Annotated in this window: 18 protein-coding genes and 1 pseudogene; 12 read left to right on the forward strand and 7 right to left on the reverse strand. The window is 70.8% G+C overall.

The window, feature by feature from the left end:
* The first annotated feature begins 13 nt into the window (after positions 1-13).
* From ACFVXE_RS25205 to ACFVXE_RS25215, 3 genes are all read left to right on the forward strand, one after another.
* A complete protein-coding gene (locus tag ACFVXE_RS25205) occupies positions 14-478 on the forward strand; it encodes a PH domain-containing protein (RefSeq protein WP_389674335.1) in 465 nt (154 codons plus the stop codon).
* 183 nt (positions 479-661) lie between these two features.
* Positions 662-2,032, forward strand: a complete 1,371-nt coding sequence (locus tag ACFVXE_RS25210; protein WP_389674337.1) for a hemolysin family protein — start codon at positions 662-664, stop codon at positions 2,030-2,032.
* Positions 2,029-3,156 carry a hemolysin family protein gene (locus tag ACFVXE_RS25215; RefSeq protein ID WP_389674338.1) on the forward strand — a complete coding sequence of 376 codons (1,128 nt, stop codon included), beginning with the start codon at positions 2,029-2,031 and terminating at the stop codon, positions 3,154-3,156. The genes ACFVXE_RS25210 and ACFVXE_RS25215 overlap by 4 nt, the downstream gene beginning before the upstream one ends.
* Before the next feature lie 136 nt (positions 3,157-3,292).
* On the opposite strand, the gene ACFVXE_RS25220 is transcribed toward ACFVXE_RS25215, so the two are convergent.
* Both ACFVXE_RS25220 and ACFVXE_RS25225 read right to left on the reverse strand, forming a co-directional pair.
* A complete protein-coding gene (locus tag ACFVXE_RS25220) occupies positions 3,293-5,209 on the reverse strand; it encodes an AAA family ATPase (protein WP_389674359.1) in 1,917 nt (638 codons plus the stop codon).
* 358 nt (positions 5,210-5,567) lie between these two features.
* Positions 5,568-6,197: a uridine kinase gene (locus ACFVXE_RS25225; RefSeq protein WP_389674340.1), complete on the reverse strand. Its 630-nt coding sequence runs from the start codon at positions 6,195-6,197 to the stop codon at positions 5,568-5,570.
* Between the two features lie 175 nt (positions 6,198-6,372).
* Here ACFVXE_RS25225 and ACFVXE_RS25230 point away from each other — a divergent pair, with 175 nt between their 5' ends.
* Entirely contained in the window at positions 6,373-7,740 is a 1,368-nt protein-coding gene (locus ACFVXE_RS25230) for a peptidase C39 family protein (RefSeq protein ID WP_389674341.1), read from the forward strand.
* Here the strand turns inward: ACFVXE_RS25230 and ACFVXE_RS25235 are convergent.
* A complete protein-coding gene (locus ACFVXE_RS25235) occupies positions 7,646-7,996 on the reverse strand; it encodes a tyrosine-type recombinase/integrase (RefSeq protein ID WP_389674343.1) in 351 nt (116 codons plus the stop codon). The genes ACFVXE_RS25230 and ACFVXE_RS25235 overlap by 95 nt on opposite strands.
* Positions 7,997-8,034: 38 nt before the next feature.
* On the opposite strand from ACFVXE_RS25235, the pseudogene ACFVXE_RS25240 reads away from it, so the two are divergent.
* Positions 8,035-8,281, forward strand: a pseudogene (locus ACFVXE_RS25240) (phosphoketolase); the annotation flags it as partial.
* A gap of 273 nt (positions 8,282-8,554) precedes the next feature.
* Positions 8,555-12,559 carry an Ig-like domain-containing protein gene (locus ACFVXE_RS25245; RefSeq protein ID WP_389674361.1) on the forward strand — a complete coding sequence of 1,335 codons (4,005 nt, stop codon included), beginning with the start codon at positions 8,555-8,557 and terminating at the stop codon, positions 12,557-12,559.
* Positions 12,560-12,627: 68 nt separating this feature from the next.
* Here the strand turns inward: ACFVXE_RS25245 and ACFVXE_RS25250 are convergent, their stop codons facing one another.
* Together ACFVXE_RS25250 and ACFVXE_RS25255 are read right to left on the reverse strand one after the other, a co-directional pair.
* Positions 12,628-13,599: an aldo/keto reductase gene (locus ACFVXE_RS25250; RefSeq protein WP_389674345.1), complete on the reverse strand. Its 972-nt coding sequence runs from the start codon at positions 13,597-13,599 to the stop codon at positions 12,628-12,630.
* Between the two features lie 1,182 nt (positions 13,600-14,781).
* Complete coding sequence (locus ACFVXE_RS25255) at positions 14,782-15,432, reverse strand: hypothetical protein (RefSeq protein ID WP_389674346.1); 651 nt, start codon at positions 15,430-15,432, stop codon at positions 14,782-14,784.
* Positions 15,433-15,922: 490 nt separating this feature from the next.
* Between ACFVXE_RS25255 and ACFVXE_RS25260 the strand changes: the two genes are divergently transcribed.
* A complete protein-coding gene (locus ACFVXE_RS25260) occupies positions 15,923-16,078 on the forward strand; it encodes an SCO1431 family membrane protein (protein WP_389674348.1) in 156 nt (51 codons plus the stop codon).
* Between the two features lie 131 nt (positions 16,079-16,209).
* Here the strand turns inward: ACFVXE_RS25260 and ACFVXE_RS25265 are convergent, their stop codons facing one another.
* The gene (locus ACFVXE_RS25265; RefSeq protein ID WP_389674350.1) at positions 16,210-17,454 is read right to left on the reverse strand and encodes a glycoside hydrolase family 18 protein; all 1,245 of its coding nucleotides are present in this window, start codon (positions 17,452-17,454) and stop codon (positions 16,210-16,212) included.
* Between the two features lie 383 nt (positions 17,455-17,837).
* Between ACFVXE_RS25265 and ACFVXE_RS25270 the strand changes: the two genes are divergently transcribed.
* On the forward strand, positions 17,838-19,010 hold the full coding sequence (locus ACFVXE_RS25270; RefSeq protein ID WP_389674351.1) for an acyl-CoA dehydrogenase family protein: 1,173 nt from the start codon (positions 17,838-17,840) through the stop codon (positions 19,008-19,010).
* Between the two features lie 458 nt (positions 19,011-19,468).
* On the opposite strand, the gene ACFVXE_RS25275 is transcribed toward ACFVXE_RS25270, so the two are convergent.
* On the reverse strand, positions 19,469-19,867 hold the full coding sequence (locus ACFVXE_RS25275) for a hypothetical protein (protein WP_389674352.1): 399 nt from the start codon (positions 19,865-19,867) through the stop codon (positions 19,469-19,471).
* A 204-nt stretch (positions 19,868-20,071) separates the two neighbouring features.
* Here ACFVXE_RS25275 and ACFVXE_RS25280 point away from each other — a divergent pair, with 204 nt between their 5' ends.
* The 4 genes from ACFVXE_RS25280 to fxsA all read left to right on the forward strand — a co-directional run bounded on the left by ACFVXE_RS25280 (position 20,072) and on the right by fxsA (position 24,142).
* A complete protein-coding gene (locus tag ACFVXE_RS25280; RefSeq protein ID WP_024493538.1) occupies positions 20,072-20,512 on the forward strand; it encodes an Lrp/AsnC family transcriptional regulator in 441 nt (146 codons plus the stop codon).
* A 46-nt stretch (positions 20,513-20,558) separates the two neighbouring features.
* On the forward strand, positions 20,559-22,205 hold the full coding sequence (locus ACFVXE_RS25285) for an amidohydrolase (protein ID WP_389674354.1): 1,647 nt from the start codon (positions 20,559-20,561) through the stop codon (positions 22,203-22,205).
* Positions 22,206-22,733: 528 nt separating this feature from the next.
* A complete protein-coding gene (locus ACFVXE_RS25290; RefSeq protein ID WP_389674356.1) occupies positions 22,734-23,504 on the forward strand; it encodes a polyprenol monophosphomannose synthase in 771 nt (256 codons plus the stop codon).
* Between the two features lie 47 nt (positions 23,505-23,551).
* A complete protein-coding gene (fxsA, locus tag ACFVXE_RS25295) occupies positions 23,552-24,142 on the forward strand; it encodes an FxsA family membrane protein (protein WP_389674358.1) in 591 nt (196 codons plus the stop codon).
* Positions 24,143-24,213: the final 71 nt, after the last annotated feature.

The following is a 24,213-nucleotide window of genomic DNA, read 5'->3' on the forward strand; positions in this document are numbered from 1 at the left end:
CGGAAGAAAAGCCATGTCCGCCCCCGCTCCCCGGCCCGAACTCCCCACCCTCCCGGTCACCTTCCGGCCCACCCGCACCCGGGTGGTCCTGCTGACCGTGGGGGCGGTCATGTTCGTCGTCATCACCGCCATCGCGATGAGCCTGGAGCAGCTCAGCCCGGGGGAGCGGTCCACCTTCGTCCTCACCGCGCTGATCTTCTTCGGCGTCCTGGCGCTGCTCAGCCGGCCCAAGGTCGTCGCAGACGACCAGGGGGTGACCGTGGTCAATCTCACCCGGACCCGGCGGCTCTCCTGGGAGGAGATCCTCCGGGTCAATCTGCGCGTCGGTGACCCGTGGGTCTTTCTCGATCTCAGCGACGGGACCAGCATGCCTGCCCTCGGCATCCAGCCCGGAATCGCCAAGGAGCAGGCCATTCGCGATGCCCGGATGCTCCGTGCCCTCGCCGAGAACCACAGCACCGGCACGACCGACGCCTGAGCCCCCTGCCCCGCACGGCCTGTTCTTGATTACTCTGGAGGGCGGCGGCGCCCAGTGCGCCCCGCCCCGCACCGGAGGCCCCAGGGCCGGCGGGGCTTTCCTGCGACCCAAGGAGTGACTCCCTCCAGCAATGGACGGATCGTCCGGTAGTACCTGCGCCGCCCCTTCCCAGGAGGCGGCGGCATGACCACCCCCCTGCTGCTTCTGAGCGCGGCATTCCTTCTCATCCTCGCCAACGGATTCTTCGTGGCAGCCGAGTTCGGGCTCGTCACGGTGGAGCGGCCGGACGCCGAGCGCGCCGCCGCCGAGGGCGACCGACGGGCCCGTACCGTCGTCGATGCCCTGCGCGAGCTCTCCTTCCAGCTCTCCGGCACCCAGCTGGGCATCACCATCACCTCACTGGTCGTCGGCATGCTCGCCGAGCCGGCCCTCGCCCAGCTGCTGGCCGGTCCGCTCGCCCTGACCGGACTGCCCGACGGGGCGGTACCCGGTGTCAGCGTCGTGATCGGCATGCTCGTCGCCTCCGCCGTCCAGATGGTGATCGGCGAACTCGTACCGAAGAACTGGGCGGTCTCCCGGCCGCTCCAGGTGGCCCGGTTCGTCGCCGGCCCCCAGCACCGGTTCGCCGGCGCCTTCCGGCCGGTGATCACGCTGCTCAACACGGCCGCCAACCGGCTGGTCCGGATGTTCGGCGTCGAACCCACCGACGAGCTGGCCTCCGCCCGCACCCCGGGTGAACTGGTCTCCCTGGCCCGGCACTCCGCCGAGGCGGGCACCCTCGAACAGGACACCGCCGATCTCTTCGTACGGACCCTGTCGCTCGCCGGACTCACCGCGCAGCACGTCATGACCCCGCGGGTCAGGGTCAGCGCCCTGCAGTCGTCCGCGACCGCGGCCGACGTCCTCAACCTCACCCGTGCCACCGGCCTCTCCCGCTTCCCGGTCTACCGGGACCGGATCGACGAGGTCGTCGGAATGGTCCACCTCAAGGACGCGCTCGCGGTGCCCGCCAGGGACCGGTTGCGCACCCCGGCCGGCCGGATCGCCGTCCCGCCGCTCCTGGTCCCCGAGACCCTCCCCGTGGAGCAGCTGCTCCAGCGACTGCGCAACGAGCAGCCGATCGCGGTCGTCGTCGACGAGTACGGCGGAACCGCCGGGGTCGTCACCCTGGAGGACATCATCGAGGAACTGGTCGGCGAGGTCAGGGACGAGCACGACGCGGAAGGCGCGGACCGGCCCGAGCTGGCTGCCGCCGCCCCCGAGGACGGCAGTCCCGCCTGGGACGCCGAAGGCAGCTGCCGGGTCCTGACCCTGCGGCGGATAGGCCTCGACGTGCCGGAAGGACCGTACGAGACCGTCGCCGGACTGGTCGCCGACCTGCTCGGCCGGATCCCCGCCCCCGGCGACCGGGCGGAACTGCCGGGATGGCGGATCTCGGTGCGCCAGGTCGGCCACTACCGGGCCGAACAGGTCCGCTTCGTGCGCATCGCCGGCGTGCCGGAACCGGCCGATGAGCCGTCGGCCCTCCGCGGTGTCCTGGAGGCCGCACGATGAGCGTCGTCCAACTGCTCTTCGCCGGTCTCCTCGTGCTGGCGAACGGCTTCTTCGTCGGTGCCGAGTTCGCCCTCGTCTCCGTACGCCGCAGTCAGATCGAACCGCTCGCGGCGGCCGGGTCCGGCAGGGCCCGACAGGTGCTGTACGGCCTGGAGAACCTGCCGCAGATGATGGCCGCCGCCCAGTTCGGCATCACCGTCTGCTCCCTGACGCTCGGCGCGGTCGCCGAACCGACCGTCGCCCATCTGCTGGAGCCGGTCTTCCACGCGGCGCACCTGCCCGAAGGACTCGTCCACCCGCTCGGCTACGCCCTGGCCCTCGTCTTCGTGGTCTTCCTCCATCTCGTCATCGGCGAAATGGTGCCGAAGAACCTGGCGATGGCGGCCCCGGAGAAGACCTCGCTGTGGCTCAGCCCCGGTCTGGTCGGCTTCGCCCGGCTCTGCCGCCCGGTCACCACGACACTCGGCGCCTGCGCCCGGTTGGTGCTCAGGCTCTTCGGCGTCGAGCCCAAGGACGAGGTCGAGGCCGTCTTCACCAGCGAGCAGCTCAACCGGCTCGTCGAGGACTCCGGACAGGCCGGACTGCTGGAACCGGAGGCGCAGGAACGGCTTGAGGACGCCCTGGAACTGGGCAGCAGACCGGTCACCGATGTGCTGCTCGCCCGGGCGGCGCTGGTCACGGTGGACCCGTCGGTCACCCCGCGCAGGATCGAGGAGCTGACCGTACGGACCGGCTACTCGCGTTTCCCCGTCTGCGCGGAGGGCGGCGGCCCGTTCATGGGCTATCTCCACGTCAAGGACGTTCTCGACCTGGAGGACGGCGAGCGGGCGGTCCCGCAGCACGTCTGGCGCCCGATGGCGACGCTCCGCGCGGAGCTGCCCCTGGATGACGCGCTGACGGTGATGCGCCGCGCCGCCACCCATCTGGCCCAGGTCGCCGACGCGTCGGGCCGGGTCCTCGGCCTCGTCGCGATGGAGGACGTCCTGGAGATGCTGGTGGGCGAGGTGCGCGACCCGGCGCACCGCGTCTCGGTACCCCGCCGCACGGTGGACGTGGCGACGGCGGCCCCGGTCCCGGACGTCATGCAGCCGCTGGCGGCCGCGTCGGGCCCGACCGGCGACTGAGGACCCGGCGTGTGACGGGGTGACCCGGACGGTCTCCTCGCCGGGCGGGCGCCTTTCCGGGCCCGTCCGGCGACGTACCGTTCCGCCGGGCGGCCCGTTCCTCCGTCGCCCGCCCGCCAGGGCCGGTTCGGCATGCTCACATCGCTCCGGGCTCCTGCGGTCCACGGTCCACCGGACCCCGGCCGGACAGCACCTCGCCGTACGCCTGCATCAGATCCGGCAGCCGCAGCGTCGCCAGATCGTCCCGCGTGGGCACCGACGCGTATCCGGAGAGCCGCAGATCCCGGTAGGCGCAGCTCTTCTCGTACAGGGTGCGCAGGAAACGCCCGTTGCCCAACTCGTCGATCCAGCCCTGGTCGACGACGTGGCCGCTGATCGAGCGCAGCTCCTCCAGCGACTCCGCGTCCCACACGTCGTCGTTGTCGGCGGCCAGCACCTCGCCGATCGCGGTGAGTTCGAGCGGCCGGTAGCTGGGGAAGTCCACCCGGGTGGTGAAGCGCGAGGAGAGCCCGGGGTTGGTGGCCAGCAGCCGGTCCATGCCCTCGGGGTAGCCGGCGAGGATGACGACGAGATGGTCCCGGTTGTCCTCGGCCCGCTTGAGGAGGACCTGCAGCGCCTCGTCCCCGTACGCGTCCCCCTTGCTGTAACCGGAGTTGGAGAGGCTGTACGCCTCGTCGACGAACAGCACCCCGCCGAGCGCCGAGTCGATCAGTTCATTGGCCTTGACCGCGGTCTGGCCGAGGAACTCGCCGACCAGGTCGGAGCGTTGGGCCTCGACGAGATGATCGCCGCCGAGCAGGCCCAGCGCGTAGAAGACCCGGCCCAGGATGCGGGCCACCGTGGTCTTCCCGGTGCCGGAGGGGCCGGAGAAGACGAAATGCCGTTTCGGCGGCTGGACCGGAAGCCCCTGTGCGGCTCGCAGCCGCGCCATGTTCAGCTGTGCGGACAACGCCTTGACCTGGCGCTTGACCGGTTCCAGACCGACCATCCGCTCCAGCTCCGCCAGCGCCTCGGCGAGCAGTACCGGATCGCTGGGACCCGCCGGGAACGCACGCTGCGACGACTGGCCGGGCACCGCGGTCTTCTCCCGTGCCCCGTCCGCCCGGGCCGGGCCCCCGGAAGCCGTCCGGTTCTGCGGATCGCTGCCGGGCCGCAGCTCCCGCCCGTCCACGAAGTCCGTCCCCAGCGGTAAGTCGCCGTCCGGCTGCGCTTCCGCGAGCGTGGTGTCCGCCCCGAACCCGGTCAGCGATACCGCAGCGAGACCGGCCGCCTCGTCGACGCCTTCGAGCCCGTCGTAGTCGGCGATCGCGGCAAGCCGCGCGGAGGTGTCCATGAACGCCGGGTCGATCCGGTGCACGGCACGGTAGAGCGGCAGGGCGGCAGCGCTGCGCCCGGTGCCCTCGTGCGCACGGGCCAGCCAGTAGCGCAGCTCCTTGCGCTGCGGCTGTTCGCTGCGGCACCGCATCAGCGCGGTGGAGAGCAGTGGTTCGGCCTGCCCGTACATCTCCAGTCGCACCCGCGCCATCCCGCCGAAGAGACCCGCCTCGATCCCCAGCAGCGGATCGTCCACCAGCTGTTCGGTGTGGCGCACCAGCTGTTCCCAGTCCTTGACCAGATACGAGCGGCAGGCGTGCAGGAACCGCACCTGCGTGTCCGCGTCCACCGGTGGCAGTCCGGCCAGCGCCCGGTCCAGTTCCGGGACGTGGCGCCCGTCCAGCCAGTGCGAGGCGTGCGCGAGCAACAGGTCACGCGGACTCTCCAGCACCGGCTGCACCCACCAGCCCAGCCAGTACCAGGAGTTGAGGGTGCGCCTGTGACGGGCGCGCTGTTCGCCGAAGCGCTCGCGGTGGCCGTGCATGCGCAGCAGCGCCGTCGTCGTGTCGATCCTCAGGGCATGGAGACCGAGCCAGCCGTCGGCCATGCCGGGATCCAGCCGCACCGCAGTCCTGAACTCCTCCTCGGCCTGCGGGTAGGCGCCCATCGTGTAGGCGTCCACGCCGCGCAGCCAGGCGAGGTCGGCCGGGGCCTGCGCGCCCTGCATGCCGATGTCCATCAGGTCCCCCACAAGCCGTGCCCCCAGGATGTCCCGCCGCACGACCGCCCGCCAGGCGCGCTGAACCACTGTGCCGTGGACGGGAATTGACCGCACCGAAAGGCATCGTACCTGCGCAGCGACCGCGCGACTAAGGGCGCCGCAAGCGGAACGGAGGCCGTGACCGTGGGTGAGCGGAATCCGGTGAACAGCCGTACGGATGAGGGTGCGAGGACAGAACGAAGCCCCCGATCACGGGGGAACAACCGGGGGCTTCGCGTCTGCGAGGGCTCCGAAAAGCCGCACATTGAGAACGTAAGACCTGTACCGCCCCCCGGTCAAGCAGAGTTGAGACACTTCCGGGCTGATTTCCGACCGCTCAGTACGTCGCCGCAGGGGGGTCACGGTGTGTGACGGGCTGGTCCCTTCTTGCTGTCGCAAGAGGTCCCTGTAGCCACTCGTACCCCACTGGCAACTGGCGTACCAGGGTGTCGGCGTACGGGCGTGAAGGATCGGCGGCGAAATGCCGCTCCTCGGCGGCCGTCCACCCGTCCCAGAAGGCCGAAAGTGCCGGCCCGTCGCGCCGTCGGCCGCGCCGCCAGGATGCCGCGGGACCGAGCTCCATCCACCACAGCCCGGCAAGATGCGGACGCAGCGCCCGGCGGCCCGCCCCCACCCCTTCGACCAGTACGACGGGAGCGGGCTCCAGCGCACGCGGCGGGCCGAAGCACCGGGCGGTCCAGTCGTACGGTGCGTAGCGCGCGGTCTCCCCGTTCGACAGCGGGCCGAGCACCTGGTCCCGCAACCGGTCCACCCAGCCGAACAGTTCCTCGTGCGTGGCGAGGTCGTCCAGGTGCAGCACGGGCGCGTCGCCGAGCGCCGCGGCGACCAGGGCCGCCAGGGTGCTCTTCCCCGAGCCCGCGTGGCCGTCGACGGCGATCAGTCGCACGGGTCCGCAGGACGGCGGCAGCGTGAGCAGCCGCGAGGCCCGGCGCGCGAGATCATCCATGCGGACCAGCCTACGAGGCGGTGCGGAGCACGTGCAGGTCACGCCAGTGGACCAGACCAATATTGGTTCTCCGGCACAAGGAGAATCGCTGGCCGAATCCGCCCGCGAACGGCAATAGTTGGCGCACAGTCGTGCACCCGCAGCCCCATTCCGCTTACGACCGGGGGTCCAGCCCATGAACAGACCGACCTCACGCAGAACAGTGCTGACCGCCGCGCTCGCGGCAGCCGCCGCTGCCGGCACGGTGTCGTCCGCCGGCCCCGCGGCGGCCGCTCCCTCTCCGGCGCCGCCCCACTCGCCCCCGGCGGCGCCGTCCCTGGTGGACAACCACTCCTGGACCACGTACACCGACTGGCGCAGCGGTTCCGGCGCCGGGACGCGCGCCGTCGCGGGCCGCCGGCCCGGTCTGGTGATCAGCCACCCGCAGGGGCGTATCGACTACACCGACCCGCACACCGGTGCGACGTCGGCCTGGGAGTACGCCACCTGGACCTCGCCGCTCCACCGCTCGTCGGTCCCCGCCACCGAGGTGATCGCCTCCTGGAACGCGCACGCCCCGGCGGGCACCTGGATCCAGATCGAACTGTCCGGGCGCTATTCGGACGGCACCGACACTCCCTGGTACGTGATGGGCCGCTGGGCGGCGGGCGACGAGGACATCCGCCGCACCTCCGTCGACGACCAGACCGACGGCAAGAGCTCGATCTGGACGGACACCTTCTCGGTGGACGACGCGGCGAGCGGGCTGCGCCTGGTCTCGTACCGGCTGCGGCTGACCCTGTACCGCACCCCGGGCAGCCGCCTCACCCCCACCGTGTGGCGGCTCGGCGCGATGGCCTCGGACATCCCGGACCGCTTCACCGTGGAGCCCAGCACCCCCGGACTCGTCCGGGAGCTGCCGGTGCCGCGCTTCTCGCAGAACGTGCACGCGGGCCAGTACCCGCAGTACGACAACGGCGGCGAGGCGTGGTGCAGCCCCACCTCCTCCCAGATGATCATCGAGTACTGGGGCCGCAAGCCCACCGCCGAGGACCTCGCCTGGGTGGAGCCCGGCCTCGCGGACCCGGAGGTCTGCCAGGCGGCCCGGTACACGTACGACTACCAGTACGAGGGCTGCGGCAACTGGCCCTTCAACGCCGCCTACGCGGCCACCTACGACGACATGAGCGCGGTGGTGACCCGGCTGAGCTCGCTGACGGACCTGGAGACCCTGATCCGGGCCGGAATCCCGGCCATAACGTCGCAGTCCTTCCTCAAGGAGGAGCTGACCGGTGCGGGTTACGGGACATCCGGTCACCTGATGACGGTGATCGGCTTCACCGCCGACGGCGACGTGATCGCCAACGACCCCGCGTCGCCGAACGACGAGGCCGTCCGCCACGTCTACAAGCGGCACGAGTGGGAGACGGTCTGGCTGCGGACCAAGCGTTACGACGCGAGCGGCAAGGTCAAGAGCGGTACGGGCGGTGTCTGCTACCTCTACTGGCCTGCTCGGCCGACACCGAGTCAGCGCCGCGCGCTGCGGTCGCTCGGCCTGGTGTGAGCATGTGCGGCGCCCCGGCCGCCTCGACCGCCTGACGACAGCGTTCCCGGCCGTCCCGTGCGAGGTGGCCGTACCGGTCCACCGTGACCTTGATCGAGCGATGCCCGATCCGACGAGATACCTCGTGGACGGGCGCACCGTTCCTCAGGGTCGCGGTGGACCACTTGTTTCGCCCGTCGTGCGGATCGTTTTCGGGCAGCCCGAGGCGCCTGATGGCGAGGTCCCAGGACTTGCGCAGGGCACCGGGATACGGCAAGCCGCCTTTTGTGTCGAGGATCGGCAGCCGATCGCCGGCAGACGGACGTCCTCGACGTGGACGAGCGCCCGGACCGGCACGGGCAGGTCGTGGAGATCCTGTCGGAGCCCACCTGTCAGGACCGGAGGGCTGTCGCATGACGGGCAGACATGGCCTGTTCACCTGCGAGGAGGCCTTCGTCCACATCGTCGACTCGATGGTCGACCGGTACATCCGGTGGTTCCGCACCACCCGCGAGCCGCCCCGGCGCCCCCACCCGCCTCGCTGAACCGCCTGCTCACCTCGATCACACCGTCGGCGACCTCGCGGGCCGGTGCGCCCGGCGGCAGGCGCGGACCGAAGCGAGGGCGCTCATGCCGTGTCCAGGAAGGCCCGGGCCGGCTCGGTGAATTCCTCGGGCCGGCACTTTCGTGCGTCCGGGGTCTTTACGCCGTCGCCATGGATGGTCTAGAACGACAGTCATCCGATGTTACGCGAGTCCGGCGTCTGATTTCTGCACGCCGCAGGGGAGTCATGCGCGGATTCAGGCACATTCATCGGACTACTAAGTCAACACCGTTGGCTGAGAGCCGTATCGCCCTGGAGGGCATCGTGCAGAAATTCCCCCGCCGTCGCCGGCGGGTTCCGTACAGACGGGCCGTCGCGCTCTGCTCGGCGGTGGTCACCGTCCTCGCAGGTGCCGCCGTGGTCGGTGGCGGCACCGCCGCCGCGGCCGCGGGGCCGACCACCGCCTGGCAGCACGGAGACTTCGCTCTCGACCCGGCAGGTGTCGTCAGCCGTTCCGACATCGTGCTCGGTTCGCCGAACTCCGACCCGACCGCGTCCATGCCGCTGGGCAACGGATCGCTCGGCGTGGCGGCCTGGGCAGCGGGCGGCTTCACCGCACAGCTCAACCGCTCCGACACTATGCCGGACCGCAAGTCGCCCGGCCGGCTCAACATCCCCGGCCTGTCCGTCATTTCGCACGCAGCCGACTTCCGCGGACAGCTGGACCTGACCGACGGCGTGCTGCGTGAGTCCGGCGGCGGCATGTCGATGAAGGCCTGGGTCGCGGCGGAGAAGGACGAGCTGATCGTCGACGTCTCCGGCGCGGACCCGGGCGTGGCGCAGACCGCCACCATCAACCTGTGGTCGCCGCGGAAACCCACCGCCGCCGTGTCCGGCACCGTCGGCACCCTGGCCGAGACCTGGGCCGACGGCAGCCCGCCGATCGGCAGTGGAAAGACCTTCGGCTCGCTCGCCGCCATCACCGCGGGCGGCCGCCGGGTGAGCACCGCCGTCAGCAGCCCGACGCAGGTCAAGGTCAGCTTCACCCCGCACGCCGACGGCACCTTCCGGGTCGTCGTCGCCTCGCCGGGCTGGACAGGCGGCGACGCCGCCAAGACCGCCGCCAAGGTGATCGGCCATGACGCGACCGCGCCCGTACGGACCCTGACGTCCGCACAGGACCGCTGGTGGGACCGCTTCTGGGCGCATTCGGGCCTGATCGCGATGGATTCGGCGGACGGCAGCGCCGAATACATCGAGAACCTGCGCACGCTGTACCTCTACGAAGAGGCGGCGTCCATGAAGAAGGGGATCTACCCGGGCAGCCAGGCCGGCGAGGCCGACATGTTCGCCTGGAACAAGGACACCCAGACCTGGACGCCGTCCGCATACTGGCTGTGGAATCTGCGGACCCAGATCGCAGCGAACATGAGCTCGGGCAACTACCAGCTCAACACCCCGATCTTCGACATGTACGCCGACGACCTGCCCGCCATCGAGGCGTGGACCAAGCAGCAGATGGGCGGCCGTCCTGGCGCCTGTCTGCCGGAGACGATGCGCTTCAACGGCAACGGCATCTCCCCCGGCGTCGGCGAGAACGGCTCGTGCAGCGAGCCGGGCAGCCCCAACTGGAACGCCCTGGACATCTCCTCGGGTCCTGAGGTCGCCCTCTACATGTGGGAGCAGTACCAGGGCACCGGCGACAAGGCCGCGCTGAAGCGGTACTGGCCGTTCATCAAGTCGGTCACCGAATTCCAGCTGGCCTACCAGACCGTGGGCGCCGACGGTTTGCTGCACGCCAAGGCCAACGCCCACGAGACCCAGTGGGCGGTCAAGGACCCGACCACCGACATCGCGCTCGACCAGGCGGTCTTCCCACTGATCGGCAAGATCGCGCGTGTGCTCGGCACCGACCGCGGCGCCGACAAGGCCCTGGTGGCCCGCGTCGCCACCGCGCAGACGCAGATCCCGCCCTACCCGCGCACCGACCAGGCCACCCGCGGCAAGCTGCTCAACCCCGGTTACACCGCGGCCGAAACCGCCGCCGCGGACGCCACCGGCACGGACATGATCGCGATCTCGTACGAGCCGGCGGCCGAGCGCAGGAACGGCGAGAACATCGAACTGGAGCCGCTGTGGCCCTGGAACACCGTCAGTGACCAGGACGACGACCTGTTCTCGCTCGAGCAGCGCAGCTTCGCGCACCGGCCCAACAAGGGCGGCAACGACTGGTCGATGGACGCCATCGACGCGGCCCGGCTGCAGAACCCCGCGGAGGTGCGCAGCAACCTGATCTCGCTGACCGAAGGGCACCAGGTCTACCCCAACGGATTCGCCGACCTCGGTAACTCGGTCGGCTTCCAGCCCTACATCGAGCAGGAGTCCGGTGTCGCGACCGCGGTCGGCGAGGCGCTGGCCCAGGACTACGACGGCATCGTCCGCTTCGCACCGGCCTGGCCGGCCGAGTGGGACGGCGCGGGCAGCGTCTACATCCAGGGCAGCAGCAAGGTGGACGTGCAGGTGCAGGGTGGCAAGCTGGTCACCGCCGCGATCGAGGCCGGCACCTCCGGCACCCTGCGGGTGAAGAACCCGTGGCCCGGTCAGCCCACCGAGGTCGTGGACGGCAGGAACGGCCATCTCGTCGTCCACGCGAGCACCGCGGACCTGCTGAACGTCCCCGTGAAGTCCGGCAAGTCCTATCTGGTGCAGCAGGTCGCCGCGCCCACCACCGCCCTGCCGTTCGCGCGGGTCACCGGTAGCGCGCCGACCGCGGCCCGGCACCTGGGCGGCGTACAGCTCGGCCTGGACGCGGCCACCCGGTCCGGCAGCGCCACCGTCGGCACCGTACTGGGCGGCACCAACCGGGACTACGGCCTCAGCCAGATCGAGGACGCCGGCTCTCCCACCACAGCGGACGACGTGGGCGGGCTCGCCGCCCGCACCACAGAAGGCGATCTGTCCTTCGACGTCGCCGACGACGTGGCCGCGACGGGGTCCTACGACGCCAAGGTCACGGTGTCGTACTACGACTCCGGCACCGGTTCGCTGTCCGTGCAGTACGACGCCGGGGCCAAGGACCGCTACCACGAGGCCGGCACCATCGCGCTGAAGGGTACCGACACCTGGAAGACCGCAGACGTCACCCTCAGCGGTGCCTGGTTCGGCGGGCTGCAGAGCGCGGGCGGCGACCTGCGGCTGCACTCGGCGGCCGGCCCCTTCACCGTGCACAGCGTGGGCATGACGGTCACCGGCGCCCGGGTGCCCGACCGGCACGCCTTCCCGCCGGCTCCGGCGATCACCACCCCGCGCGGCGGCGCCACCGTCAAGCTGAGCTCGGCGGTGTCCGGTACGGCGATCCCCGACGGCAGGGTGACCGTACGCGAGGTGTCAGGGGTGCTGTGCACCGCCACCGCGGACGACAGCGGCGCCTGGAGCTGCGCTCCCGACGGCGGCTTCACCCCGGGGCGGCAGACCGCCACCGCGACGGTCACCGACCCGGGCGGCATGGTCAGCGACGCCTCGGCCGGGGTCGCTTTCGACGCCTCCGACCTGCCGCCCGGCACCGCCGTGGTCGGCTCGGTCGTCGGCGCCACCGACCACGCGTACGGGATGAGCGAGGACGAGCGGCCCTCGGGCGGCTTCGACGGCCCGACGACCGCCTCGGTGGTCGACGGCCTGTCCGCGCGTACCAGTACCCAGGGCAACATCTACTTCGACGTCGACGACTCGATCGCGCACGCCGGCTACTACACGGCCACCTTCACCCTCTCCTACTACGACCAGGGCACCGGTTCCTTCTCGGTGCAGTACGACAACGGTGGCTCCGACCCGTACAAGTCCACCGCGGGAATCGCGCTGACCGGCAGCAACACCTGGAAGACCGCGACCGTGACGGCCACCGACGCCTACTTCGGCGGCCAGCAGCACTCGGCGGCCGACTTCCGGCTGCGCAACGGCAGTGGCCAACTGACGGTGCACAGCGTGGCGGTGAAGATCAGCGGTGACGGTGTCCCGAACGTCACCGACTTCGCGCCGCCGGTGACGGTCGCCTCGCCCGCGGCGGGCGACACCGTCGGTGCCACCCCGGCCGTCTCGGGCTCCGCGGAGCCCGGCGCGACGGTCACCGTGACGTCCGACGGCACGGCGCTGTGCAAGGCCGCCGTGTCCGACAGCGGCAGCTGGACCTGTACCGGGTCCGGCGAACTCGCCGCAGGGGCGCACACGTTCAAAGCCACCGCGGCCGACCCGACCGGCACCCCGGCGGAACCGGCCACCGTGCAGGTGACGGTGGCTTAAGCAGCGGCGTGGGAAGGAGCGGTCCGGCCGAACGGCCGGGCCGCTCCTGTGCGTCGGGCCGCGCGGGCTTACGCGAAGCCGACGATGCCGCGCGGGCTGTAGTGCTCCTCGAGGCGCTTGCACTCGTCGTCGCCCAGCCGCAGGCCGACCGACGCGACGGCGTCGTCCAGGTGCTGCGGCTTGGTCGCACCGACGATCGGCGCGGTCACTCCCGGCTGCCGCAGCAGCCAGGCCAGCGCGACCTGGGCGCGGGTGACACCGCGCTCGTCCGCGATCGCCGCGACGGCGTCCACGATGTGCCGGTCGGTGTCCTGGTAGAGGGTCTTGCCGAACTCGTCGGTCTCGCTGCGCGCGCTGGTGGTGTCCCAGGCCCGGGTGAGCCGGCCGCGGGCCAGCGGGCTCCACGGGATGACCCCGACACCCTGGTCGGCGCAGAGCGGCAGCATCTCCCGCTCCTCCTCGCGGTGGAGCAGGTTGTAGTGGTTCTGCATGCTGACGAAACGGGTCCAGCCGTGCCGCTCGGCGACGTACTGCGCCTTGGAGAACTGCCATGCGTACATCGAACTCGCGCCGATGTAGCGGGCCTTGCCCGCCTTCACCACGTCGTGCAGGGCCTCCATGGTCTCCTCGATCGGCGTCTCCCGGTCCCAGCGGTGGATCTGGTAAAGATCGACGTAGTCGGTGCCCAGCCGACGCAGGCTGTGGTCGATCTCGGTCATGATCGCCTTGCGGGACAGCCCGCCACCGTTGGCCCCCGGCCGCATCCGGCCGTGCACCTTGGTGGCCAGCACGATCTCGTCGCGGCGGGCGAAGTCGGCAAGCGCCCGGCCGACGATCTCCTCGCTGGTGCCGTCGGAGTAGACGTTCGCGGTGTCGAAGAAGTTGATCCCGGCCTCGACGGCCTGCCGTACGAAGGGCCGGCTGGCCTCCTCGTCCAACGTCCAGCTGTGGGCACCGCGGTCGGCGACGCCGTAGCTCATACAACCCAGGCAGATGCGGGAGACGTCCAGACCGGTCGTGCCGAGTTTCAGATAGTCCATGACAATCCAGCCTACGTCGGTGTCCGGTCGCCTTCACCGGGGACGAGGCGGCCGGTGGAGCACCGCGGGCCGGAGACCGTTCTGCACCGTCGTGTTGTTCTCCACCGGCGTGAATCGGTTGATCACGAACTGGTGTCAGGCGCTCATGCGGAGCCCTGAGGCCCCGGGAGGGTGTTGACGATGGTCGCGGGCGGGGGTTGCGAAGGCGTGGGCACTTGAATGAGGAAGGGCACGAACGTGACCTGGTCGCCCTTGCGCAGAAGCCTCTTCGAAACCCGGTAGCACACGGAATTATCAAGGTCATGGATGGTCCTGTAGCACTCGATGGTCGATTCCGCGGACGCGGTCCGAGAAATCGTCGGTGCGGTACCGGGTCCATTCCCGGATTCACTTGCTGACGCTGAGGCGCCGCCCCATGCGCCAAAGGTCAAGCAGGAGGAGGCTGCGATGGCGACACCGATGCTCCGCACAATCTTCCTCATATGCATCATCCCGAAGGCCGGAAGTGGACTCAACACCACAGTAGGAGGTGGCGAGCAGTTCGGACGGTGGGTATTTCTGCCCACACGGCGTCGGTCGATCTACCTCTTGAGCACCTGAAGCGGAAGGCCGATTCTTGAGCCATGTCGTCCATGGAGCCGCTGATGCCCCGGTGCGCCGAGTGCCTGCCCTGAGGTTCGGCTCCGGACCACTCAGGATCGCCGAGCGTAATGCTGAAAAGGAGAATTCCATGAGAGGCAAGTTCGCACTGAGTGTCGCCGCGACGGTTGCGCTGGCCGGAGGAATGGTTGCGACCGCTGTCGCACCGGCTTCGGCTGTCCCGGACCGGACGTGTCGGGTGGTAGGAAGCAGTCTGACGGGTGAGAATTTCGCTCCCAACGGGATGTTCACCCTCAAGCCTGGAGCGATGACTGTCCGCGCTGCCTCTGACGGCCGCATCGGACCGACCACCGTTATGGGCGTAGGCCCGTTCTCCGTAGGTCCCGTGACCTGCACCGGGGCGACAGGAACGACATCTGCGACAGCTGCGGCAAGTGGGACAGCCGCTGCTATAGCTGCCGGAACGAGTGCAGCGCAAGCCGCGATAAGCAGAGGGGCCACCCCGGCGGTGGTGAAGGCGCAGGCTGTCGCAGCGTCGCAATCCATGGCGAGAAGCCTCGGACTGTCCCAGACGGTGATCAATCAGGTCACCAATGTGACAACCAACAACATCTTGAACCAGATAAACAATTCGCCGGGCTCGACCATTAACGCTTCGGGCACCCCGACGACGGGCACCCCGACGACGGGCACCCCGACGACGGGTACTCCGACGACGGGTACTCCGACGACGGGTACACCGACGACGGGTACACCGACGACGGGCACCCCGACCACGGGCACGCCGACCACCGGTACGCCGACGACGGGCACACCGACCACCGGTACGCCGACCACCGGTACGCCGACGACGGGCACACCGACCACCGGTACACCGACCACGGGCACCCCCACGACGGGCACCCCCACGACGGGCACCCCCACGACGGGTACGCCGACCACCGGTACACCGACGACGGGTACTCCGACGACGGGCACGCCGACCACGGGCACCCCCACGACGGGCACACCGACCACCGGTACACCGACCACCGGTACTCCGACCACCGGTACGCCGACGACGGGTACGCCGACGACGGGTACGCCGACGACGGGTACGCCGACGACGGGTACGCCGACGACGGGCACACCGACCACCGGTACACCGACCACCGGTACACCGACGACGGGCACGCCGACCACGGGCACCCCGACGACGGGTACGCCGACCACCGGAGCACCGACGACGGGCACACCGACCACGGTCACCGGCAAGTAGACCCGGAGTGCGGTTCGCTCGTGTCACTGGACTCGCGCCTACGTGAGCGCTGGTCCGGCAGGTGATCAGTACCATGGAAAGTGCCTCTGACCAGCGAGAACAAGGATTGCTGTGACCTTGTTCGCGCCCCGGTCGGAGGCACTTTTCCAGGTGCGGAAGCGTACGGGGGAGTCCGGCGGTCCGCGTGCGGTCGGTGGCTGCGCGCCGGTTTCCCCGGCCGGGTCCGCACCGAGCGCCGCGATGTGTCCGGCGGTGTGGTCTCCGGCACAGGCGGCGTCCGCTGCCCGTCTTCCCGGCGCACCCGAGCGCCCGTCCGGAAGCGGGCTCCGGACGCTGTCGCGGTCCGCCGACGCGGCCCGGCGCCTCCGGGGCAGTGACCGACGTCTCTACCCCGGGGCCCCGTTCCGCTGGCACAGTGGTCGGGTCACGGGGGACGTTCACTGCCAGCCGACCGAGCGAGATGCCATGACCGCGACTGCCGCCGCAACCACCACCACCACCGCCCGCCGCCGCGCCCGGACCGGAGGTCCCGAGGACCGGTCCAAGCTGCTGGAGAACCTCCTGGGCTGGACGCTCGTCGTCGTGGTCGCCATGTTCGTCACCCAGGCCGGCCTGATGTGAGCACCCCGTACCCGGCGCGTCAGGACCGGCAGGCCGCCTTCGTCCGAGCCGTGGTGTGATGCGCCTCGGGAGCGACGGAACGGGCGGCCGCTGCGGCCGCCCGCCCCGGAGGGTGTCGCTGCTCCCAGGGCCTAGTCGACGGCCTTGATCAGTTCACCGTTGCCGGTGTCACCGCTGAGCTCCCAGAGGAAGGTGCCGCCCAGGCCCTGCTGGTTCTTGTAGGCCATCTTCGTGGCGATGGTGGCGGGGGTGTCGTAGCTCCACCAGTCGGTGCCGCAGTGCGCGTAGGCCGTGCCCGCGACGGTTCCGGTGGCCGGGCAACTGTTCTTGAGGACCTTGTAGTCCTCGATGCCCGGCTCGTACGTGCCGGCGGCAGGGCCGGTCGCCGTGCCGCCCGGCGCGTCCTGGGTCACACCGGTCCAGCCCCGCCCGTAGAAGCCGATGCCGAGCAGCAGCTTCGAGGCGGGGACGCCCAGCGCCTTCAGCTTGGTGACGGCGGCGTCGCTGTTGAAGCCCTCCTTCGGAATGCCGGTGTAGGAGGTCAGCGGGGAGTGCGGGGCCGTCGGGCCCTGCGCGTCCCAGGCACCGAAGAAGTCGTACGTCATCGGGTTGTACCAGTCGACGTACTTCGCGGCGCCCCCGTAGTCGACCGCTTCGAGCTTGCCACCGTCGGAACCGTCGGCCGAGATCGCGGAGGTGACCAGGTTGTCCGTGCCGAACTTGGCCCGCAGCGCCGCCAGTACGTTGCCGTACCCGTCACGGCCGCTGGTGTCGCAGCTCAGTCCGCAGGTGTTGGGATACTCCCAGTCGATGTCGATGCCGTCGAAGACATCGGCCCAGCGGGGGTCCTCGACCAGGTTGTAGCAGGACTCGGCGAACGCGGCCGGGTTCTTCGCCGCCTCGCCGAAGCCGCCGGACCAGGTCCAGCCGCCGAACGACCAGATGACCTTCAGGTTCGGGTGCAGCTTCTTCAGTTTGCGCAGCTGGTTGAAACTGCCGCGCAGTTCCTGGTCCCAGGTGTCCGCCACGCCGTCCACCGACTGATCGGCCGTGTAGGCCTTCTCGTAGTCCGCATAGCTGTCCCCGACCGCGCACTTGCCGCCGGTGACGTTGCCGAAGGCGTAGTTGATGTGCGTCAGCTTGTCGGCCGAGCCGGACGTCTCGATGTTCTTGACGTGGTAATTGCGCTGGTAGACACCCCAGTCGGTGAAGTACCCGACCACCTTGTCGCCGGCCGCTGTGGGGGCGGCCTGCGTGGTGACGGGGGCCGCGCCGGCTGTCGCGCTGCTCGCTGCGCCGAGAAGGGCGGCGCCGAGGGCGGCGGTACAGACGGTTGCGGCGAGCGCCCGGAACCGGGCGCGGTGAAGTCCGAACATCGTGGCTCCTCGTGGGGGAGGGGGCTTGCGAGTGGGGGGACGTACGGATGACCTCGCCGCCAACTTGGCATGAACGCGGAAAGGTCGGTGCGCTGAAACCGTAGATGGACTAGACCAGTTGGGTCAATGGTTCGGACCAATCCGATGGGCGGGGCCCCGCACGCGGCCTCCGACCGCCCGTTCTCACACCCCGTGACGGATACCGTCCGATCGGGCATACTCAACCCGCCACAGCCGCAGGCCGGCCGCTCCCGCAATCCGGGAGGGCAGCATCGGCTGGGCAGTAGTGCTTGTCCGGGCCCCGCCCCGGAATTCCCCGGCGTCGCCGCTCACACCCCGCGCGCGCGACCGCCGCAACGCCCGACAGGGAGGAGAGCGCCGTCATGTCCGACCGTGCCCCGCAGTTGGTGGAGCGTCGTCTGCCCACCGAGGAAGCCAGGCAGCTCGTCGCGCTCGTCCGCGACATCGTCCAGCGGGAGATCGCGCCGAACGCGGCGGAGGAGGAGGACGCGGGCCGGTTCCCGCGTGAGATCTTCACGCTGCTCTCCGAGTCCGGTCTGCTCGGTCTGCCGTACGACTCCGCCCACGGCGGCGGAGACCAGCCCTACGAGGTCTATCTCCAGGTTCTCGAAGAACTCGCGGCCGGCCGGCTCACCGTCGGTCTCGGCGTCAGTGTGCACTCCCTCGCCTGCCATGCCCTCGCCGGATACGGCACCAAGGAGCAGCAGGCGGAACACCTGCCGGCGATGCTGGGAGGCGGCCTGCTGGGTGCCTACTGCCTCTCCGAGCCCGCCTCGGGCTCCGATGCCGCATCGCTGCGTACGAAGGCCGTGCGGGACGGCGACGACTGGGTCATCGACGGCACCAAGGCGTGGATCACGCACGGCGGCATCGCCGACTTCTACACGGTCCTGGCGAGAACCGGTGGCGACGGCGCCCGCGGCATCACGGCCTTCCTGGTCCCCGGCGACGCCGAGGGGCTGCACGCGGCCCTCCCCGAGAAGAAGATGGGCATGAAGGGCTCGCCCACCGCTCAACTGCACTTCGACGGCGTACGGGTGCCCGACGCGCGACGGATCGGAGAGGAGGGGCAGGGCTTCGCGATCGCGTTGTCGGCCCTCGACTCGGGGCGCCTCGGTATCGCGGCCTGTGCCATCGGTGTCGCGCAGGCCGCCCTGGACGAGGCCGTCGGATACGCCACCGGGCGAGAGCAGTTCGGCCGCCCCATCGCGGACTTCCAGGGGCTGCGGTTCATGCTGGCCGACATGGCCACCCAGATCGAGGCGGGCCGGGCGCTCTATCTGGAGGCGGCCAGACTGCGTGACGCGGGCAGGCCGTTCTCCCGGCAGGCCGCCATGGCCAAGCTGTTCTGCACCGACGCGGCCATGCGCGTCACCGTCGACGCCGTACAGGTGCTCGGCGGTTACGGCTACACCCTCGACTTCCCCGTCGAGCGGCTGATGCGCGAGGCCAAGGTGCTGCAGATCGTCGAAGGCACCAATCAGATCCAGCGCATGGTCATTGCGCGCCACCTCGCGGGTCCCGAGACGCACTGAGGAGCAGCGGCCGGTCCGACCACACCGGCGCCGTCATGATCCGGTTCCACTCCTGGTCATGGCGGCCCGGCACCGTCCTCCCGGCCGATTCCCAGTGGCTCAGCATGGCCCGGTAGATGGGCGGATCCGCCCCGGGGGGCACCGCGCGCGGCGCAGCCTGGGGCGTGACGGCCTGCGGCACCAGCTGCGCGCCGGGCTGCGGAACCGATTTTTCGGGGCTCGGTGCGGCGAGACGGCGGCGACCGAGGCCGGCCGTTGAATGCAGCAGGGTCATGCCAGGCCAACGCCGCGGGGCGGGGCCGGGTCACTGCCGGAGGGATTCGAGAGCCCGTTCGCCAGGTTCCCCCTGCCGTCCCGGGCGTGGCTCGATCCGCCCGCACCACGCCGGTTCGGCCGTCGTGGTGCAGCGCAGGTGTGTCATGCCTGCCGGAGGTCTCTCCGGCGCGAGGAGGGCCGCGTCAGGCGGCGTTGCGGCGCATCGGCGGAACCCGCAACGGGCGCGAGCCGGCGCCGCCGGCGTGCGAGAACGGCTGCATCCTCCAGTCGAGTCCCTGAGGGAGCGTCAGCAGCAGCCCCGTCTCCTGCTCCTGGAGTTCGAGCGACTCGTCGGCGGGACGCGCCTGCGCGGCCTCGCGACCGGTGCCGGCGCAGACCGTCAGGACGAACGGGTTCCACGGAGTCGGGCACAGCGCGTGCTCCGGCAGCACGTCCTCGTCGGCCAGCAGCGCGATCGGCTGCGCACAGTCCGGGCAGATCACCCGGAACATCTCAAAAGTGTCGTACGCGTCGGGAGCGGAGTCCTCGACGGGTTCGACGGGCTCCGGTTCGGTACGTCCGGTGAGCTTCAGGCTCTGCATGGAGAATCTCCCCCTCGGGTGGGCCGACAAGGCGCCACGGCCTCGACCACAGCAAGCACTTCCCGTCGCGGATCGGCCGTAACCGCGACGCCGTCGGCTACCCACCCGTAAACCTGTGGCATTCGTCACATGCCCGGTGCAGGTGCCCTGTTCGGGGGCTCTGCGACTGTGCCTGGAGGGACCTGGGGCCATAGGTTGATCGGTATGGAGGAGCTGGACCGTCAGATTGTGGAGTTGCTCGTCAAGGACGGGCGGATGAGCTACACCGACCTGGGCAAGGCCACGGGCCTGTCCACATCGGCCGTTCATCAGCGTGTCCGCCGACTGGAGCAGCGCGGGGTCATCCGCGGCTACGCCGCGGTCGTCGACCCCGAGGCCGTCGGCCTGCCCCTCACCGCGTTCATCTCGGTGAAACCGTTCGACCCGAGCGCGCCGGACGACATCGCCGAGCGGCTCGCGGGGGTGCCGGAACTGGAGGCGTGCCACAGCGTCGCGGGTGACGAGAACTACATCCTCAAGGTGCGCGTCGCGACTCCGCTGGAGCTGGAGCACCTGCTCACCCGGATCCGCTCGCTGGCCGGCGTCTCCACCCGCACCACCGTCGTCCTCTCGACGCCTTACGAGGCGCGCCCTCCGCAGATCTGAGGGGGTCGCGGACGGTGCTCCTCCGCACAGGCGGGAGACTGGTGCCATGACCGAAAGCACCGCCCCCCGGAATGAACACCGCACCGTGCTGCTGCGCGGTGGAGACGTCCACAGCCCCGCCGACCCCTTCGCCACCGCCATGGTCGTCGAACGCGGCCACGTCGCCTGGGTCGGCTCGGAGGGGGCCGCAGACGCCTTCGCGAGCGGCGTCGACGAAGTGATCGACCTCGAAGGGGCGCTGGTCACCCCGGCATTCACCGACGCCCACGTCCACACCACGTCGACCGGTCTGGCGCTCACCGGTCTGGACCTCTCGGGCGCCCGCACCCTCGCCGAGGCCCTCGATCTCGTGCGCGCGCACACCGCGGCGCGCCCCGCCGAGCGGGTCGTCCTCGGCCACGGCTGGGACGCCTCGCGCTGGCCGGAGCAGCGGCCCCCCTCGCGTGGCGAACTCGACGCGGCGGCCGGCGGGCGGCCGCTCTACCTGCCCCGGATCGATGTGCACTCCGCCGTCGTGACCACGGCCCTTCTCGATCTGGTCCCCGGTGTCACCGCGCTGGCCGGCTACCACCCCGATGCCCCGCTGACCGGCGCCGCCCACCATGCGGTGCGAGCCGCCGCGCACGGCGCCGTCTCGCCGCGGCAGCGCGCCGATGCCCAGCGCGCCGCCCTCGACCACGCCGCCTCGCTCGGCATCGGCACCGTCCACGAGTGCGCCGGCCCCGACATCTCCGACGAGGACGACTTCACCGCGCTGCTCGGGCTCGCCGCCGGGCGGCCGGGACCGCGGGTCTTCGGCTACTGGGCCGAGCGCGTCGGTGACGAGAAGGACGCCCGGAGGATCCGGGAGCTGGGTGCGATCGGCGCGGCCGGCGACCTGTTCGTCGACGGCTCGCTCGGCTCGCACACCGCGTGCCTCCATGAGCCGTACGCCGACGGCCCGGCCGGCCGCACCGGTACCGGCCACCTGGACGCGGCGGAGATCGCCGCCCACGTCACCGCCTGCACCGAGGCCGGTCTGCAGGCCGGTTTCCATGCCATCGGGGACGCCGCGGTCTCCGCCGTCGTGGCCGGTGTCCGGGCCGCGTCCGAAACCCTCGGCCTGGCCCGGATCCGGGCCGCCCGGCACCGCGTCGAGCACGCCGAGATGCTCACCCCCGAGACCATCGCCGCCTTCGCGGAGCTCGGACTGACCGCCTCCGTCCAGCCGGCCTTCGACGCGGCCTGGGGTGGCGAGACCGGCATGTACGCCCAGCGGCTCGGCGCCGAGCGGGCCCGCACCCTCAACCCGTACGCGGCCCTCCTGCGGGCCGGAGTGCCTCTCGCCTTCGGCTCGGACAGCCCGGTGACCCCGCTGGATCCGTGGGGGACCGTGCGGGCCGCCGCGTTCCACCGGACTCCGGAGCACCGGATCTCCGTACGGGCCGGCTTCACCGCCCACACCAGGGGCGGCTGGCGGGCGGTCGGCCGGGACGACGCGGGGACCCTCGTCCCCGGCGCGCCCGCCGACTACGCGGTCTGGCGCACCGAGGAGCTCGTGGTCCAGGCCCCGGACGACCGGGTGGCCCGCTGGTCGACCGACCCGCGGTCCGGAACGCCCGGCCTGCCGGACCTCACCCCGGGTGCCGCGCTCCCGGTCTGCCTGCGGACCGTGGTCTTCGGACAAACTGTCTACGTGCGGCCGAACGAGTGACGTGCGGACATTTCGTACCGCCGATCGAAGGTGCCCGTGCTTCCCTGCGACCTGCGGGTCCTCGCTACTGACCAGGCAAGTTGGATCAACATCGCAGGTCAGAGGGGTATTGACAGAACGCGCCCACCGGCCGGTAGGTTCGGCCGAGTCCACCACAGGACGTCCGACCGGTTAAACCTCCACGCAGTCGTCGAACGCCGCTGGGTCATGAGGTGGTGTGCCGCACCGGCGCACCACCACTGACAGCCAGGTTCAGCGCCCGCGCCTCGGGGGCGAGGGAAGGGTTCAGCCGGACGGCAGGTGTGACCCGGGTGGGGCCCGGACGTTCAGTAGACAACGGCTTTCGGTCGACCCGCAGCCAGCGGGTCCCAGGTCGGCCCGAAGGACGCCGGGCCCCGATCCGCAGTTTCGTCCGTACTTCCCTCCATCTGTCCCGCCGGGCGGGCCCGACACCGCGGACCGCGTCGGTCCTGCGCCCCGACGCGGTCGATATGGTGTGCACCTGCGTACGGACGTGAGGGGCAGTAAGTGAACGACGGCGGCGGTCAGAGGCGATACGGCCCGCTCGGCAGAGCCTTGGTGATCATCCCGACCTACAACGAGGCCGAGAACATCAAGCCGATCGTCACCCGGGTGCGCGCCGCGGTTCCGGACGTGGACATCCTGGTCGCCGACGACAACAGCCCCGACGGCACGGGCAAGGTCGCCGACGAACTCGCCGCCGCCGACAGCCAGGTCCAGGTACTGCACCGAAAGGGCAAGGAAGGCCTCGGCGCCGCCTATCTCGCGGGCTTCCGCTGGGGCATCGACCACGGCTACGGCGTCCTCGTGGAGATGGACGCCGACGGCTCCCACCAGCCCGAGGAACTGCCCCGGCTGCTCACCGCCCTCAAGGGGGCCGACCTGGTGCTCGGCTCCCGCTGGGTGCCGGGCGGTCGCGTGGTCAACTGGCCCAAGTCCCGGGAGATGATCTCCCGCGGCGGCTCCACCTACTCCCGGCTGCTGCTCGGGGTACGGACCCGTGACGTCACCGGCGGCTACCGCGCCTTTCGCGCGGAGACCCTGAAGGGGATCGGCCTCGACGAGGTCGCCTCCCAGGGGTACTGCTTCCAGGTCGATCTGGCCCGCCGCACCATCGACGCCGGCTACCACGTGGTCGAGGTCCCGATCACCTTCGTGGATCGCGAGGTCGGCGACTCGAAGATGAGCCGCGACATCCTCGTCGAGGCGCTGTGGCGGGTCACGGCCTGGGGCGTCGCCGCTCGCACCAACCGGGTCCTGGGCCGCAAGCCGTCCTGATCACCCGTTTATCCCACCTGGACGCGCGTCCAGGCACACTGGGGACCATGACGACCGGCACACCGCCCCCGACCGCCCCGAAGCGCTCACGCGCCCGCACCTTCGTACCCCTCGCCGTCGCCGCCTGGGCAGTGCTGGAGATCTGGCTGCTGACCCTGGTGGCGGACGTGGCGGGCGGTTTCACCGTGCTGCTGCTCCTGCTCGGCGGCATCGTGCTCGGGGCCGTGGTGACGAAGGCGGCAGGCCGTCGCGCCTTCCGTAACCTCACCGAGACGCTTCAGCAGATGCCGGGGCAGCCCGGGGCCACCGCGGCGCCCGCCGCCCCGGCGGGCGGCAACAAGGGCAACGGCTTCCTGATGTTGGCCGGACTGCTGCTCATCATCCCCGGGATGATCTCGGACGTGGCGGGGCTCCTGCTGCTCGTGCCGCCGGTGCGCGCGGTGCTCGGCCGGTACACGCAGCGCTCCCTGGATCGCCGGATGCGTTCCGCCGTACCGGGCAGCTTCTCCGACGCGTTCCAACAGGCGCGGATGCACCGGCCGGACGGCAAGGTCGTCCAGGGCGAGGTGATCCGCGAGACGGACCCGCAGCAGGGTCCGAGCCGGAACGAGAACCCGCGTCCGCCGCTGACCCCCTGACGGCGTACGGCACCGGCCGGCCGGTGCCCGCGCACGACAGAGCCGCGGGCCGTGACACACACTCGGTGTGC

This window comes from Streptomyces sp. NPDC058231 (genome assembly GCF_042882275.1).
In the GTDB taxonomy this organism is placed as follows: Bacteria; Actinomycetota; Actinomycetes; order Streptomycetales; family Streptomycetaceae; genus Streptomyces.